This window comes from Acidocella aromatica, from assembly GCF_014201825.1.
GTDB lineage: Bacteria > Pseudomonadota > Alphaproteobacteria > Acetobacterales > Acetobacteraceae > Acidocella > Acidocella aromatica.
On record NZ_JACHFJ010000003.1, the window covers coordinates 157336 to 171937 of the forward strand.

18 protein-coding genes are annotated in these 14602 nt (G+C 64.9%); 8 read left to right on the forward strand and 10 right to left on the reverse strand.

Features of this window, described 5'->3' with window-relative positions; genetic code table 11:
- Positions 1-62 precede the first annotated feature (62 nt).
- The 6 genes from secY (at position 63) to rplQ (ending at position 4583) form a co-directional block, all read left to right on the forward strand.
- On the forward strand, positions 63-1400 hold the full coding sequence (secY, locus tag HNP71_RS05375) for a preprotein translocase subunit SecY (protein WP_183265859.1): 1338 nt from the start codon (positions 63-65) through the stop codon (positions 1398-1400).
- A gap of 20 nt (positions 1401-1420) precedes the next feature.
- Positions 1421-2092 carry an adenylate kinase gene (locus HNP71_RS05380; protein ID WP_183265860.1) on the forward strand — a complete coding sequence of 224 codons (672 nt, stop codon included), beginning with the start codon at positions 1421-1423 and terminating at the stop codon, positions 2090-2092.
- 133 nt (positions 2093-2225) lie between these two features.
- Positions 2226-2603 carry a 30S ribosomal protein S13 gene (gene rpsM, locus HNP71_RS05385; RefSeq protein ID WP_183265861.1) on the forward strand — a complete coding sequence of 126 codons (378 nt, stop codon included), beginning with the start codon at positions 2226-2228 and terminating at the stop codon, positions 2601-2603.
- 36 nt (positions 2604-2639) lie between these two features.
- Complete coding sequence (gene rpsK / locus HNP71_RS05390) at positions 2640-3032, forward strand: 30S ribosomal protein S11 (protein WP_183265862.1); 393 nt, start codon at positions 2640-2642, stop codon at positions 3030-3032.
- Positions 3033-3114: 82 nt separating this feature from the next.
- Positions 3115-4134 (forward strand): DNA-directed RNA polymerase subunit alpha, encoded by a 1020-nt coding sequence (locus HNP71_RS05395; RefSeq protein WP_183265863.1) that lies wholly within the window; start codon positions 3115-3117, stop codon positions 4132-4134.
- A 23-nt stretch (positions 4135-4157) separates the two neighbouring features.
- Positions 4158-4583 (forward strand): 50S ribosomal protein L17, encoded by a 426-nt coding sequence (gene rplQ, locus HNP71_RS05400; protein ID WP_183265864.1) that lies wholly within the window; start codon positions 4158-4160, stop codon positions 4581-4583.
- Between the two features lie 58 nt (positions 4584-4641).
- On the opposite strand, the gene HNP71_RS05405 is transcribed toward rplQ, so the two are convergent.
- The 4 genes from HNP71_RS05405 to HNP71_RS05420 are packed head-to-tail and all read right to left on the reverse strand — an operon-like array spanning position 4642 to position 7382.
- The gene (locus tag HNP71_RS05405; RefSeq protein WP_183265865.1) at positions 4642-4848 is read right to left on the reverse strand and encodes a hypothetical protein; all 207 of its coding nucleotides are present in this window, start codon (positions 4846-4848) and stop codon (positions 4642-4644) included.
- Between the two features lie 47 nt (positions 4849-4895).
- The gene (locus HNP71_RS05410; RefSeq protein WP_183265866.1) at positions 4896-5660 is read right to left on the reverse strand and encodes an ABC transporter permease; all 765 of its coding nucleotides are present in this window, start codon (positions 5658-5660) and stop codon (positions 4896-4898) included.
- The gene (locus tag HNP71_RS05415; RefSeq protein WP_183265867.1) at positions 5653-6393 is read right to left on the reverse strand and encodes an ABC transporter ATP-binding protein; all 741 of its coding nucleotides are present in this window, start codon (positions 6391-6393) and stop codon (positions 5653-5655) included. The genes HNP71_RS05410 and HNP71_RS05415 overlap by 8 nt, the downstream gene beginning before the upstream one ends.
- Positions 6393-7382 (reverse strand): ABC transporter substrate-binding protein, encoded by a 990-nt coding sequence (locus tag HNP71_RS05420; protein ID WP_183265868.1) that lies wholly within the window; start codon positions 7380-7382, stop codon positions 6393-6395. The genes HNP71_RS05415 and HNP71_RS05420 overlap by 1 nt, the downstream gene beginning before the upstream one ends.
- A 105-nt stretch (positions 7383-7487) precedes the next feature.
- Between HNP71_RS05420 and HNP71_RS05425 the strand changes: the two genes are divergently transcribed.
- Positions 7488-7823, forward strand: a complete 336-nt coding sequence (locus HNP71_RS05425; protein WP_183265869.1) for a DUF1491 family protein — start codon at positions 7488-7490, stop codon at positions 7821-7823.
- On the opposite strand, the gene HNP71_RS05430 is transcribed toward HNP71_RS05425, so the two are convergent.
- Genes HNP71_RS05430 through HNP71_RS05450 form a run of 5 tightly spaced genes read right to left on the reverse strand, consistent with a single transcriptional unit; the run spans position 7815 to position 11412 of the window.
- Positions 7815-8426, reverse strand: coding sequence for an FMN-binding negative transcriptional regulator (locus HNP71_RS05430; protein WP_183265870.1), 612 nt, complete (start codon positions 8424-8426; stop codon positions 7815-7817). The two genes, HNP71_RS05425 and HNP71_RS05430, sit on opposite strands and share 9 nt — an antisense overlap.
- Positions 8427-8438: 12 nt before the next feature.
- Complete coding sequence (locus HNP71_RS05435) at positions 8439-9287, reverse strand: D-amino-acid transaminase (RefSeq protein ID WP_183265871.1); 849 nt, start codon at positions 9285-9287, stop codon at positions 8439-8441.
- A gap of 16 nt (positions 9288-9303) precedes the next feature.
- Entirely contained in the window at positions 9304-10086 is a 783-nt protein-coding gene (locus HNP71_RS05440) for an ABC transporter ATP-binding protein (RefSeq protein ID WP_183265872.1), read from the reverse strand.
- 3 nt (positions 10087-10089) lie between these two features.
- Positions 10090-10983: an ABC transporter permease gene (locus HNP71_RS05445; protein ID WP_183266017.1), complete on the reverse strand. Its 894-nt coding sequence runs from the start codon at positions 10981-10983 to the stop codon at positions 10090-10092.
- 60 nt (positions 10984-11043) lie between these two features.
- On the reverse strand, positions 11044-11412 hold the full coding sequence (locus HNP71_RS05450; protein ID WP_183265873.1) for a hypothetical protein: 369 nt from the start codon (positions 11410-11412) through the stop codon (positions 11044-11046).
- Positions 11413-11530: 118 nt separating this feature from the next.
- On the opposite strand from HNP71_RS05450, the gene HNP71_RS05455 reads away from it, so the two are divergent.
- A complete protein-coding gene (locus HNP71_RS05455; RefSeq protein WP_183265874.1) occupies positions 11531-12895 on the forward strand; it encodes a lytic transglycosylase domain-containing protein in 1365 nt (454 codons plus the stop codon).
- A 51-nt stretch (positions 12896-12946) separates the two neighbouring features.
- Here HNP71_RS05455 and aroB read toward each other — a convergent pair whose 3' ends face one another.
- The gene (gene aroB / locus HNP71_RS05460; RefSeq protein WP_183265875.1) at positions 12947-14590 is read right to left on the reverse strand and encodes a 3-dehydroquinate synthase; all 1644 of its coding nucleotides are present in this window, start codon (positions 14588-14590) and stop codon (positions 12947-12949) included.
- Positions 14591-14602 lie beyond the last annotated feature (12 nt).

Consider the following 14602-nt stretch of genomic DNA (forward strand, 5'->3'; position numbering starts at 1 on the left):
GCTTGCCTGTAGCGCTAAGCACTGGCAAGCGCCGTTTTTTATTGGATGATAAGGATAGATTAATGGCATCCGCCGCTGAACAGATGGCCGCGAACCTCAATTTGGGCGCATTCGGCAAGGCCACGGAGCTGCGCAAGCGCATCTGGTTTACTCTGGGCGCGCTGATTGTGTTCCGTTTGGGTACATATATTCCGGTTCCCGGCGTGGACGCGACCGTGATGGCGCATCTGATGACGCAGAACGGTGGCGGCATCCTTGGCATGTTCAACATGTTCACGGGCGGCGCGCTTGGCCGCATGACCATCTTCGCCCTCAACATCCTGCCCTATATCAGCGCCAGCATCATCATTCAGCTGATGTCCACGACCATCCCGGCGCTGGAGGCGATGAAGAAAGAGGGCGACTCGGGCCGTCAGCGCATCACCCAGTACACGCGCTATCTCACCGTCATCATTGCCACGGCGCAGGCCTACGGCATCGCGGTCAGCCTGGAGCGAGTGAAGAGCGCGCTTGGGCCCGCCGTGATCGACCCCGGCCTGTTCTTCGAGTTCACCGCGGTGGTCACACTGGTTGGCGGCACCGTGTTCGTGATGTGGCTTGGCGAGCAGATCACTTCGCGCGGCATTGGCACCGGCTCCAGTCTCATCATCTTCGCCGGTATCGTCGCCAACATGCCGGTCGCCATCGCCAATATCCTGGAGCTGGGCTCCACCGGTGCGCTGTCCACCATCTTTATCATCACGTTCTTCGTCGCGGCGCTGTTGGTCATCGGCTTCATCGTGTTCATGGAGCGCGCGCAGCGCCGGATTCTCATCCAGCATCCCAAGCGCCAGATCGGCCAGCGCATCTATGGCGGCGAGAGCAACTACATGCCGCTCAAGGTGAACGCCTCGGGCGTGATGCCGCCGATCTTCGCCAGCTCCCTGCTGGTCATCCCTGCCACCTTCGTCGGCTTCTCGGCGGGCGGCCCCGGTTGGCTGCAGGCCCTGGCGCACCAGCTTTCCCGCGGTCAGCCGCTGTATATGCTTCTGTTTGCCGCGCTGATCATGACTTTCTCTTTCGTCTGGGCTGCGATCGCCTTCAACCCTGAAGAAACGGCCGAGAACCTGAAGAAGAACGGCGCCTTCATCCCCGGCATCCGCCCGGGCAGCAATACGGCGAAGTATTTCGACACCGTGCTTACCCGCCTCACCGCCATCGGCGCGGTATATCTCGTGCTGGTCTGCCTGCTGCCGGACTTCGCCATGAGCAATTACAGTCTGCCGTTCTATTTTGGTGGCACGTCTCTGCTGATCATGGTCTCGGTAACCATGGATACGGTGACGCAGGTCCAGTCGCATCTGCTGGCGCATCAGTACGAAGGGCTGATCCGCAAGGGGCGCGGTAAAAACCGCAAGTAAATACAAGGAGGAGCAACAACGTGGAACTGATCCTTTTAGGCCCGCCCGGCGCTGGCAAAGGCACGCAATCCAAGCTGCTGGAGGAGCGCTACGGCATCGCCCAGATCTCCACTGGCGATATGCTGCGCGCCGAGGTGAAGGCGGGCAGCCCGATCGGGCTGGAGGCCAAGGCCGTGATGGATGCCGGCAAGCTGGTGTCGGACGACATCCTGATCCGCATGATCGGCGAGCGCATCAAGCGCGAGGATTGCGCCAACGGCTTCATCCTGGATGGCTTCCCCCGCACCGTGCCGCAGGCCGAAGCGCTGGATAAGCTGCTGCACGAGGCGGCGGTGGATCTGGACGCGGTGATCGAGCTCCGAGTCGACGAGGCCGCCCTGGTCGAGCGCATTTCCGGCCGCTTCACCTGCGCCAAATGCGGCGAGGGCTACCACGACACGTTCAAGCAGCCGAAAGCGGCTGGCGTGTGCGACAAATGCGGCGGCACCGAGTTCATCCGCCGCCCGGACGACAAGGCCGAGACCGTGCATGCGCGCCTGGAGGCCTATAACGCCCAGACGGCCCCGATTCTGCCCTACTACAAGGCCAAGGGGCGGTTGTTCAGCGTGGACGGCATGGCCGAGATGGATGAGGTTGAGCGCCAGATCGAGGCGGTTTTGCGCCAGGTTGGCGTATCCGCCGCGAAGGCCTGACATCAACTCTTGACAAGCCTCACGAAAAATTGATCAGTCGTTGTTGACTCTAAGTTCGCGGGCGCTATAACCCGCTTTCTGCGGCGCTCCCGGGTGGGGCGCCGCTACTTGTTATGACCTCAGGAGAGACCACGTGGCGCGTATTGCCGGCGTAAACATTCCCACGAACAAGCGTGTTGTGATCAGCCTTCGCTACATCTACGGCATCGGCCCGGCGAAGGCTCAGGAGATTTGCACGGCACTGGCCATCCCTGACGAGCGCCGGGTTAACCAGCTCTCCGACGAAGAGATCCAGCGCCTGCGCGAGATCATCGACCGCGACTTCCGCGTTGAGGGCGACCTCCGCCGCGAAGTGGCGATGAACATCAAGCGCCTTATGGACCTGGGCTGCTACCGCGGCCTGCGTCACCGTAAGGGGCTGCCGGTCCGCGGTCAGCGCACCCACACCAACGCCCGCACCCGCAAGGGCAAGGCTGTTGCCATCGCCGGCAAGAAGAAAGCCACCCGCTAATTTTCCGCGCATAGCGTCAGAAACAGGAATACCGATATGGCGAAGCCCGCCTCTTCTCGTCCCCGCAAGAAAGAACGCAAGAACATCATCGCCGGTGTTGCGCACGTTCTCGCCAGCTTCAACAACACGATGGTCAACATCACGGACGCGCAGGGCAACACCATTGCCTGGTCGACCGCTGGTAGCCAGGGCTTCAAGGGTAGCCGCAAGTCCACCCCGTATGCCGCTCAGGTTGCCGCCGAAGACGCTGGCCGCAAGGCCCGCGAGCACGGCATGGAGACCCTCGAGATCGAGGTGAGCGGTCCTGGTTCGGGACGTGAGAGCGCGCTGCGCGCCCTGCAGGCCGTGGGCTTCCAGATTTCCGCGATTCGCGACCTGACGCCGATCCCGCATAATGGCTGCCGGCCGCGCAAGCGCCGCCGCGTCTAATCTGGGTTCGGTTTTTCTTTAGGCCGGGGTGGAGTCTTATCCCCCGCCCAGGCCGGAGGGGTGAAAGTTGAAAGACTCTACTTTGTCTCTGCAACGCAATTGGCAGTTGCTGATTAAGCCGGAGCAGCTCGACGTCGAATTTGGTGCCGATGCTTCCCGCGTCGCCACCATCGTCGCCGAGCCGCTGGAGCGGGGCTTCGGCCTCACGCTCGGCAACGCGCTGCGCCGTATCCTGCTCTCCTCGCTGCAGGGCGCCGCCGTCACGGCAGTCCGTATCGATGGCGTGCTGCATGAGTTCTCCACCCTCGCCGGCGTGCGCGAGGACGTGACCGACATCGTGCTCAACATCAAGCAGCTCGCTGTGCGCATGCATGGCGAGGGGCCGAAGCGTATGGTGCTGACCGCGACCGGCCCGGGCGAGGTCAAGGCCGGGCAGATCCAGGCTGGCCACGATATCGAGATCATGAACCCTGAACTCGTGCTCTGCACGCTGGACGAGGGCGCGACGCTCGGTATGGAATTCACCGTCGGCTCCGGCCGCGGGTACGAGGCGGCTTCCGCCAACCGTCCCGAGGACGCGCCGATCGGCCTGATCCCGGTCGATGCCATCTACTCCCCGGTGCGCCGCGTGTCCTACAAGGTCGAGAAGACCCGCGTGGGCCAGGTGACGGATTATGACAAGCTCATCCTGGAAGTGGAAACCAACGGCGCGGTGACGCCGGAGGACGCCGTGGCCCTGGCCGCGCGCATCCTGCAGGACCAGCTCAGCATGTTCGTGAACTTCGAGGAGCCGCAGCGCGCCCGCCCCGAAGAGCCGCGCATCGAGCTGCCCTTCAACCCGAACCTGCTGCGCAAGGTGGACGAGCTGGAGCTCTCCGTGCGTTCCGCCAACTGCCTGAAGAACGACAATATCGTGTATATTGGCGACCTCGTGCAGAAGAGCGAGCAGGAAATGCTGCGCACGCCGAATTTCGGCCGCAAATCTTTGAACGAAATCAAGGAAGTGCTGACTGTCATGGGGCTCTCCCTTGGCATGACGGTGCCGGATTGGCCGCCCGAGAATATCGAGGAACTGGCCAAGCGCTCGGACCAGCCTTTCTAAAGTATTAACAGGAACACTTCATCATGCGTCACGGTCTCAGCGGTCGTAAACTCGGCGTCACCTCCTCTCATCGCGCTGCCATGTTCCGCAACATGGCGGTCGCACTCATCAAGCATGAGCAGATCACCACCACCCTGCCGAAAGCCAAGGAGCTTCGCCCGGTCGTGGAGAAGCTGATCACGCTCGGCAAGCGCGGTGGGCTGCATGCCCAGCGTCAGGCTTTCGATCAGCTCCGCGATGAGACGATCGTCGCCAAGCTGTTCTCCACTGTGGCCGAGCGCTACAAGACCCGCGCCGGTGGCTACACCCGCGTGCTGAAGGCCGGCATGCGTTATGGCGATGCCGCCGACATGGCCGTGATCGAGCTGGTGGAGCGCGACGTTTCCGCCAAGGGCCAGGACTCCGGCCCGAAGCCGGTAGTGGCCGCCGAGGCTGAAGGCGAAGAGTAAGTCTTCGCCTTAACTGGTAAAGCAAAAGGGCAAACCCGCCGGGGTTTGCCCTTTTTTATTAGCTGAGCGGCTCGTGTGCCTTGTCGAGCAGCCGGGCGAAGAAGCCCTTCTTCTTCGGCGGCTTGGGGGCGGCTTGCTTGGCTTCTTCCTCGGCCTTTTTGGCCTTGCTCTTCATCCAGTCTTCCAGCGACAACCCAGCCTTGGCCGCACGCTGCTGTTCATAAGCGAGCTGTCCCTTGCTCAGCGTCTTCGTGTAGTCAGTCATATTGGTCTCCAGTCGTCGTCCTTGCGTCGCAGAGTCCGGGGCAGATTTCAAGCGCCGTCGCGTCGGCGCAGCAGGGCGGCTTCCAACCAGCCGAGTGCGGCGTAGATGACGATGCCCGACAGCCCCAGCAGCACCAGTGCCGCGAACATGCGCGGGATCTCCAGCCGGTAGCTGGCCTCGATGATACGGTATGCCAGCCCCGAGGCGAAACCGCCTGATCCCGCCACGAATTCCGCCACCACCGCCCCCACCAGCGCCAAGGTGCCGGAAACGCGCAACCCGGTGAGGAAGCTGGGCAAGGCGGCGGGCAGGCTGAGCAGAGTGAGCGTCTGCCACCGAGTCGCGCCGTTCAGCCGGAACAAGTCGCGCAGTTCTGGCGGCGTGCTGGCCAGCCCGGCGGCGGTGTTGGAGAGAATCGGGAAGAACGCCATGATTACGGCGCAGACCACCAGCGCCAGAAACGGCTGGTTGACCCAGATGATGATGAACGGCGCGATGGCGACGATGGGCGTGACCTGCAAAATCACGGCCCAGGGCTGGATGGCCGCGCGGAACAGCGGGCTGGCCGCCATGGCCACGGCCAGCGCCACGCCGATGGCCGTGGCCGCGACCAGCGCCACGAAGGTCACGCTTAACGTGGACAGCAATGCCTGGTTCAGCACTTGGTGGCCGTCCAGGTAAGCCTGCACGATGGCGATCGGTCCCGGCAGGACGTAAGAGGGCACATCCAGCGCCCAGACCAGCCCTTGCCACGCCCCAAGGGCGATCAGCCCGAACACGTAGGGAGCGAGGCGTTCGACGCTCTTACTCATGCCCGGGCATCACGCGTTGGAAGGTTTCGGTGATCTCGGCGACGAGCTGCGTGTAGGCGGCGCTGGTGCGGCGGTGCGCCCCCTCGGGGAGGTTGGGGCGCAGCTCCGCCGCGATTCGCCCTGGCCGTGGCGAGAGCACCAGAATGCGGCTGGCCAGATAAGCGGCCTCGTAGATGGAATGGGTAACGAACACAATGGTCTTGCCGCTGCGCCGCCATAGCGCGTGCAGATCGTCTTGCAGCCTGTGGCGGGTGAATTCATCCAGTGCCGCGAAGGGCTCGTCCATCAGCAGCAGCATCGGGTCGGAGACCAAAGCCCGGGCGATGGACACGCGCATCCTCATCCCGCCCGAAAGCCCGCGCGGCTTGGCCTTGGTGAACTCCGCCAGACCCACCTGCGCCAGGGCGGCGGCAACCAGCGGCGCGGCTTCGGCATGCTTGTGCCCGCGCAGGCGCAGCGGCAGGTACACGTTCTCCTCGGCGCTGGCCCAGGGCAGTAGCGTCGCGTCTTGGAACACGAAGCCGATATCGCCGGGACCGGGGCGATGTTCCCACCCGATCTCTCCGGCACTTGGTTCCTCCAGCCCCGCCAGCAGTCGCAGCAGCGTGGATTTGCCGCACCCGGATGGCCCCAGCAGCGCCACGAACTCGCCGGGCGCGATCTCGGCGGTGATACCGTCTAGCGCGATGGTGGCGTTCGGGTAGGTCTTGGCGACCGAACGGAGGGAAAACATTATTTCTGCACGCCAAACCCATGATCGACGAATTGCAGCGTGTAGCCCGCCTTGTAGTCCATGGATTTGTCGTACAGCCCGGCCTCGGCCATCTGGTTGAAGAAGCTGGCCCAGCGCGCATCGGTCATGGCGTAGATGCCAAGCCGCTTGGTGTCGCCCGAATCGACGATGCCGCGCGCCTTGAGCTGTTCATAGCCGAATCGCATCAGCCCGTCGGTCATGTCCGGGTTGGCGGCTTTTATGGCGGCAAAAGCAGGGGCTGGGTTGCTGTAGAGGAATGAATACCAGCCTTCGGTGGAAGCCTCGATGAAGCGTTTCACCAGATCCGGGTTGCCATCCACCAGCTTTCGGCTGGTGGCGATCAGGCTGGCATAGCCGTCGAACCCGGCATCGGGCAGGGCCAGCACCACGGGCCATTGCCCGGTCTGCTGATGCACCAGATAGGGCTCGGAGGTGACGTAAGCCTCCTGCACGTCCTGCGGATTGGTGAAGAACGGGGTGAGCGAGAAGCCGTAAGGGCGGAGCTGATCGTCGCTATAGCCGTATTTGGCCTTGAGAAAGATCCACCAGCTGGCCCGCGTATCGGTGCTTACCGCGATGGGCATGCCCTTGAGGCTGGCAAAACTGTCATTGCCCTGGCCGGGATGCGCGATCAGCGCGTCCGGGTCCTTCTGGAACCCCGCGGCGACGGCGACAAAGGGGATGTTCTCCTGCGCGAAGTTGAGGGCGAGGAAGGCGTTGGAGGTGATGTCGAAGGTCAGCCGCCCGGCGATGAGCAACTGCGCGTTGTTCACCTGCGGTCCGCCCTGGACGATGTGCACATCCAGCCCGTATTTCTGATAGATGCCCGTGGCCAGCGCTTGATAGTAGCCGCCATATTCGGGCTCGGCCACCCAATCCAGCCCGAAGCTCACCGTATCGGCGGCGTGTGCGGTGGGGGCGAGGAGGGCGGCAAGGGCGGCGCCAAGCCAGCGGACCGGTCGGAACATTGCGGAGTCTCCCTACAGACTTGAGCAAACGAGTGGTTGCACGCAGAGTGGACCGGACCGCGCAAGACCTGCGCGGGTATCCGTGAACGTATTGTAGGGATTAGCATGGGTGAGCCGAGGATCAAGGCGGGAATTTGGGTCTCGGCGGCGCTCCGGCTGGGGATGGTGGACGGCAAGCCGGGCCTCGTGGTGCGCAAGGGCGATCCCGATGCCGGAGGTGTGCTGGTGGTGCTGCACGGGCGCACGGGCAACATCGTATTAACCCAGTTCCGCGACATGAATGGCGAACTGGCCTGGATGCGCGGCACTGGCCCCGAGCCGGTGAGCGAGGACGCCACCGACGCCTATGTGAAGAAGCAGGTTTCCTACGACCCCGACCTCTGGGTGATCGAGTTCGACGCCCCGGATTATCTGCCGCCGTTCGAGGGCAAATTAATCTAGGGTCCGCCGCATCGCCGCCGCCAGCGCCGGGCTCTCGGCTTCGGCACCCGCGATCACCCCCTCCCGGTCGGCCAGGGACTTGTTCTGGCTGAGCTTGGCCACGCCCTGCAATTTGGTGATGTGCAGCACCACGCCGACAATGCCCTTGAGATGCCCGGCGATGTAGTCAGGCGGGGCGTCGCTTACCGTCCAGGGGGTGGCGCGGGGAGACTCGAAGCGATCGGTGAGCCGGGAGACGATCTCCAGCAGCGCGGCCTGGTCCTCGACGATCTCCAGCCGCCCGGTGGCATGCACCGCCTGATAGTTCCAGGTCGGCACCACCTTTCCGGTCTCCGCCTTGGTTGGGTACCAGCTCGGGCTTACATAGCCATCCACCGCCGTGAAAATGGCCAGCGACTCGGCATGCGGATCAAATTCCCGCCAATGCTGGTTGGCCCGCGCCATATGCCCCACCAGCTTGTCGGTGCCGTCCAATGAGAGCGGCAGATGCGTTGCCGCCAGCCCGGTGGCGGTGGGGGAGACCAGCACCGGCAGAGAGGCCGTGCGCATGATGGCGTGCAGCTCCTCGGGGCGGGTTTCGGCGAAGGCGGGCGGCACGTACATTTTGCTCTCCTGTTACGTCAGGCGGCGTAAATAGAGTTCGAACAGCGCCGTGGCGGTGGCGCCGGGCCCGCCATTGCCGATGGGCTTGCCATCCAACCGCACCACGGGTTTCACGAAGGACGTGGCGCTGGTGAGGACAATCTCCCGCGCCGCGCACAACTCGTCCAGCGAGACTTCCCGCTCCTCGAACTCGATCCCCTGGTGCTGAAGTGCCTCGACCAGCGCCGCGCGGGTGCAGCCGGGCAGGATATGCCGGTCCAGGTTACGGGTGAGCAGCGTGCCCTCGCGCGTGACAATCCAGACCGTACTCGCAGCACCCTCGGTCACATTGCCGTTGGTGTCGTACAGAATCGCCTCATACGCCCCGGCGCGCTTGGCCTCGGTGCGGGCCAGCACGTTGGGGAGCAGATTGGTGGATTTGATGTCGCAGCGTCCCCAGCGCTCATCCGGCAGGGTGATGGCCTCGGCCGTCCAGTCCGCGATGTCGGCCGGTGGCTCCGGCTTGCGCCTTGCCGTGATGACGAGGCTCGGGCGCGGGGCAGGCGAGGGGATGGGATGGTCCCGCCGGGCGACACCGCGCGTGACCTGCATATAGACGAGCCCGGTCTCGATCCGGTTGCGCCGCAGCACCTCGCCAATGACGATCCGCAGCGCGGCGGCGGACATCGGGCGGGGTAGTTCGATCTCGCCCAGGCTGCGCGCCAGCCGTTGCAGGTGCAGCGCCTCGTCCACCAGCCGGCCGCGATACACGTACAGCACCTCATAGATGCCATCGCCGAACTGGTAGCCGCGATCCTCCACATTCACGCTGGCCTGATGCAGCGGCAGATACCGGCCGTTCACATAGGCGATGGCGGGCATGTGGCGTGTCCTTTCCTCAGGCGGTTTTCCCAGCGGTTTCCATGGCGTGGGTAAACTGGTCCGCCGGCAGATAGGCGGCGAGCACCTCCTCCGGCGTGCCATCGGCCTTTACCGTGCCGCCATCCAGCCAGATGAGCCGGTTGCACCATTGCAGCAGGATATCGGGCCGGTGCGAGGACAGCACCAGGATTTCCGCGCCGCGCACCATGGTCTCCAGCCGCTGGCGGGCCTTGTCGAGAAAGCTGGCATCGCCCGCCAGGAGCCATTCATCCATCAGCAGGATTTGCGCCCGGATGGCCGTGGCCATGGCAAACCCAAGCCGCACCACCATGCCGGAGCTGTAGGTGCGCACCGGCAGGGCCAAAAACTGGTCGAGCCCGGCAAAGGCGGCGACATCCTCTTGCAGTTCGCGGATCCGCGCTTCGGAATAGCCGTTGAAGAGGGCGCGCAGGCGGATGTTCTCATTGCCGGTGAGGTCCGGGTTCATGCCCTGGCCGGGGTCGAGCAGGGCGGTCACCGCGCCCTCGATGGTGATGCTCCCGCCCACCGGCTCGTAAATGCCCGCCATTGTCCGCAGCAGCGTGGTCTTGCCAGCGCCGTTGGAGCCGATGAAGCCCAGCCGGTCGCCCGTGTTGAGCGTGAAGGAGACACCGCGCAGCGCCTCCACGGTCAGGCGGTGGCGGCTGTCCTCGCCCAGCCGGCCCGAGGCGGCGGCGAGCACGGTCTTCTTCAGGCTGCGGCTCTCCGCGTGGTAGAGCGGAAAGGACACCGAGACATCGTTAACGATCAGCTGGGTCATGGCTTACAACCAATAGGGCAGGCGCGGCCGCGCGCGCGTGAAGACAAGGCCCGTGACCAGGAAGAGGCCCAGCGAATAGATCACGGCCAGATGCCATGCGCCAGGATTGAGCGGCTGGCCGAGCAGCGGGCCGCGGATGATCTCCAGCAGCGCGTAGAACGGGTTGAGTTCGACGAACGCCTTGGCCAGTCCCCGATGCGCCAGCATCGCCGGGTTCCACATGATGGGCGTGACGTAGAAGGCGATCTGCATGATGCTGGCGATGATGGGCGGAATGTCCCGGAATCGCGCGCCGAACAGCCCCAGCAGCAGGCTCGCGGCAAAGCCGTCGGCCAGCCAGAGCAGGAAGCCGGGCAGCAGGGTAAAGCTATCCAGCCCTGGCCTGGTGCCGAACAGCGCGAACACCACCGCGATGACGACGACATTATGCCCCAGCACCAGCATGTTGCGCATCACCACCCGTGCGGCATGCACGGAATGGGGCATGCGCATGGAGCGGATCATGGCATCGGCCTGGGTGAAGCAGGTGGTGGCATCCGAGGCGACGGTGCTGATGAAGGTCCACAGCACCAGCGAGATGGTGAGGAACGGCAGGTAATCCCCGACATCCTGGTGGAACAGCCGCGCATAGAGCACGCCGATGGCCCCGACCATGATGGCGGTGGAGAGGGTTAGCCAAAGCGGCCCGAGCAGGGAGCCGCGATAGCGCAGGCGGATGTCGAACAGGCTGAGCGTCCACACCAGCGGCCAGAGCCGGGCGGTATCCGCAATGTCGGCCAGGGCCAGGCGCAGGCGTTCGCGCCAGCTATGCGAGGCGGCGATGACGAGCCGCTTTGCCGGCGGCGCGTCCGGTGGCGGCGAGCCGGGTCCGGCCGTATCCTGGCCAGGCGCAATCATGTGCATAGGCTGGCGATAGCGGAACGGTGGGGCGGCATCAACCATGCGCCGCCTCGGGGCTCAGATCGGGTTGATGGAGACGCCGTCCGGCGTCTTGGTGACAGTCACCCTCTGCCCGGCGGAGAGCGGCGGGTCCACGGCCTCGGGCACGGATTTCACCGAGCCGTCCTGCATCCTGATCACCACTTCCGTGCCTGGCCCGGCATTGGCGGGCATCGGCTGGCCGAGGATGGACATGATGCGGCCAAGCGAGGCTTGGGATTGCCCTGGCTCGGCATGGCGCACGGCGGCCACGGTGCCTGTGGGCAGGCTGGGCGCCGCGCCGGTGCTGGCTTGCGGGGAAGAGGGCGCGCAGGCGCTCAATCCGCCAAACACCAGCAGCATGGCCGGAGCGGAGCGCAGCAGGGAGGTTTTGCAAGAACGCCGCATGGCTGCAGAGCTAACACGATTGTGCTTTCGCCGGTAGCGCCGTGGCTCAAGATTTTATTGCCGAAACTTGTGTGGTGGTCTAATGGCTTACAGTGCCTTGTTTAAGCCGTCATTGAACATGATGCTGCAAAAATATGGCGTGAATTGCTGGAGGCTTCTGATCGTGGTCAATGGCTCTAAAGTGCGGCCGGGGCGTTTGCGTGGCTCTCGTGCCGGCTTCAAGGTCAAGCTGTCGCTGGGCTGCGCGGGGTTCGCCGTACTCACCGCCTGCGCTGGCGGCCCGCGTACCGCCGAGAACTCCAATTATTACCTTTCCCATGCCCAGCACGACTACAATCCGCCCGGCCCGCCGAGCGATCCATGGGGGCCCTATATCCAGGAGGCCTCGGCGCGGTTTGACGTGCCGGCGATGTGGATCCGCCAGGTGATGCGCGTGGAATCCGGCGGGCATGAGTATATTGGCGGCCAGCTTGTGGTCTCCGCCGCGGGGGCCATGGGGCTGATGCAGCTTGAGCCCGAAACTTATCAGGAGATGGCCTCGCAGTACGGGCTGGGGAATGACCCGTTCAACCCGTACGACAACATCATGGCGGGCACGGCCTATATCCACGCCATGTATCAGGTCTATGGCTCGCCTGGCTTTCTGGCCGCGTATAACGCCGGGCCGGGGCGGCTGAACTCCTACATGAACTACAGCCGGCCCCTGCCGGACGAGACCAAGAATTACGTGGCGATGATCGCGCCGCGCATCCAGGGCTATTACCCGGCGCATCGCTCCGTGGCCGACCAGCTGGCCTTGAACACCGAGCCGATGAGCCAGGCGCCCGGCCTGCTGCCGCCGGGCTTCGTGCCGAATGCCTCTTACGGGCTGCCCGCCAATACGGGTGACAATACGGGGGCGCAGGTGCAGGTGGCGTCCATCGCTCCTGTGCAGACGCCTTCCGTTACCCAGGCGGTGCAGAGTTCGGAGATTGCCCCCGTGGCGCAGAACACTGCCGTCGCCGAAGTGCAGGAAGCGCCGGTGCCGCCTCCGCCCCCGCCGCCTTCACGTCCGGCCGTGCCGGCGTATCAGAGCTCGCTCTCGGCTTCGGCCTTGGCGATGTCCCTGCCGCCTCCGCCGCCCTCACCGGCGCGGACGCAGCCGCAGCCCCGTTTCGCGCTGGTGCCGTCCGCCATGGCCGATACCCCGTCGCGCACCATGCAGGCTTCCGCGATGCCGCCTTCGGGCAGCCGCCATTGGGCCATCCAGGTCGGTGCTTATTCCAACGCGTCCAACGCCCGCGCGGCGCTCGGTATGGCGGAACTCTCCGCTGTGTCGCAGCTGGTGAATGGGCAGGCGATGGTGCAGTCCATCCACAGGGATGGCAAGACCACCTATCGCGCGCGCATCGTGGGGCTGCCGCATGAGGACGCGGTGAACGCCTGCAACCGCCTCTCTGGCGGGCCGACCGGATGCGTGATCATCTCGCCGGACGAGTCGTAAAGTTTTAAAAGTTTTTGGGGTGCCGCCCTTTTTTCAAAAAGGGCGGCGTTGTTACGCTGCCCCGTTGGCGAGCAGCGTGTTGCGGACGGCGTCTTCCTCCACCTGATTGCTGGTGAAGGCCTGACCGATGCCGCGCATGAGGATGAAGGTAAGCTTGCCCTCGCGCATCTTCTTGTCCTGCTTCATATGCGCCAGCAATGCCTCGGCGTTCAGCCCGGCGATGCGCGGGTTGAGCCCGGCGCGGGCGATGTGCGCGGCGACCCGGCCAGTATCCTCCTGCGGGCAGAGGCCCATCCGGGCGGAAAGATCGGTGGCCAGCACCAGCCCGGTGGCCACGGCCTCGCCATGCAGCAGCGTGCCGTCGAAATGGCATTCCGCCTCCAGCGCATGGGCGAAGGTGTGGCCCAGGTTCAGCAGCGCGCGGCCATTGTTCGGCTTGGTCTCGCGCTCATCATCGCCCACTACCCGCGCCTTGAAGCGCACGGCATGCTCGATGGCCTGGGAGAGCAGCGCGTCATCCCCGCCGACGATGCCCTCGGCATTCGCCTCGCACCATTCGTAGAAGGGGGCGTCGGCGATCATCCCGGCCTTCACGATTTCGGCATAGCCCGCGCGCAGCTCGCGCACCGGCAGGGTCTTCAGCGCTCCGGTATCGGCCAGCACCAGCAACGGCTGGTGGAACGCGCCGGCCAGGTTCTTGCCCTGCGGCGTGTTGATGCCCGTCTTGCCGCCGACGCTGGAATCCACCTGGGAGAGCAGGGTGGTGGGGATCTGAATGAAGGGCAGCCCGCGCAGCGTGGCGGCGGCGGTAAAGCCTGCGAGGTCGCCCACCACGCCACCGCCAAGGGCGATGATGGTGGTGTGGCGGTCCACCTTCTGCTCCAGCAGCGAGGTCACGAGGCGCTGCCAGGTCTCGAAGCTCTTCGACTCCTCGCCCGGCGCCACGGTGAGCGTGGCGTGCTTGATGCCGACCTCGGTGAGCGCCGCCTGCAATGTGGGCAGATGCAGGGCGGCCACGTTGCTGTCGGTAATGATGACGCAGCGCGGCTGCGGCAGCACGGGGGCGATATGCGCGCCCGCGCGCTTGATCAGGTCCGGGCCGATCAGCACGTCGTAGCTGCGCTCGGAGAGCTGCACATGCACGCGCCGCGGCGGGGTGTAGGCGTTGATCGCGGCAATCACGTTATCGGTCGTCACTTGCGGGGGAACCTCCGAACCGTCGATGATGATGTCAGCCAGGGCGTAGGTCGGGCTGCGCAGCTCCGAAAGCCGGGCCAGGATTTCCGCAGGGTCCCCGGCGTTGAGCAGCGGACGGTGCGTGCGCCCCATCACGCGGGAATGTAGCACCGGCAGCGGGCAGCGCAGCCAGATGGAGATGGCGCGTTCGCGGACTAGCGCGCGGGTCTCCGGGTCCATGAAGGCACCGCCACCCGGGGCGAGTACGATGCGCTCCCCGGAGAGCAGACGCTCGATCACCCGCTTTTCCCCGGCGCGGAAATGCGCTTCGCCATGGGTTTGGAAGATTTCCGCGATGCTCATGCCCGCGGCGCGTTCGATCTCGTGGTCGGCATCGTAAAACGGCAGGCCGAGTTGGGCGGCGAGGCGCTTGCCGATGGCGGTTTTGCCGGCCCCCATGAGGCCGACCAGAACGATGCTGCGCTCCTGCACGGGCAGGTCGTGATGGTTGAAAGACATTGCCGGGAACGC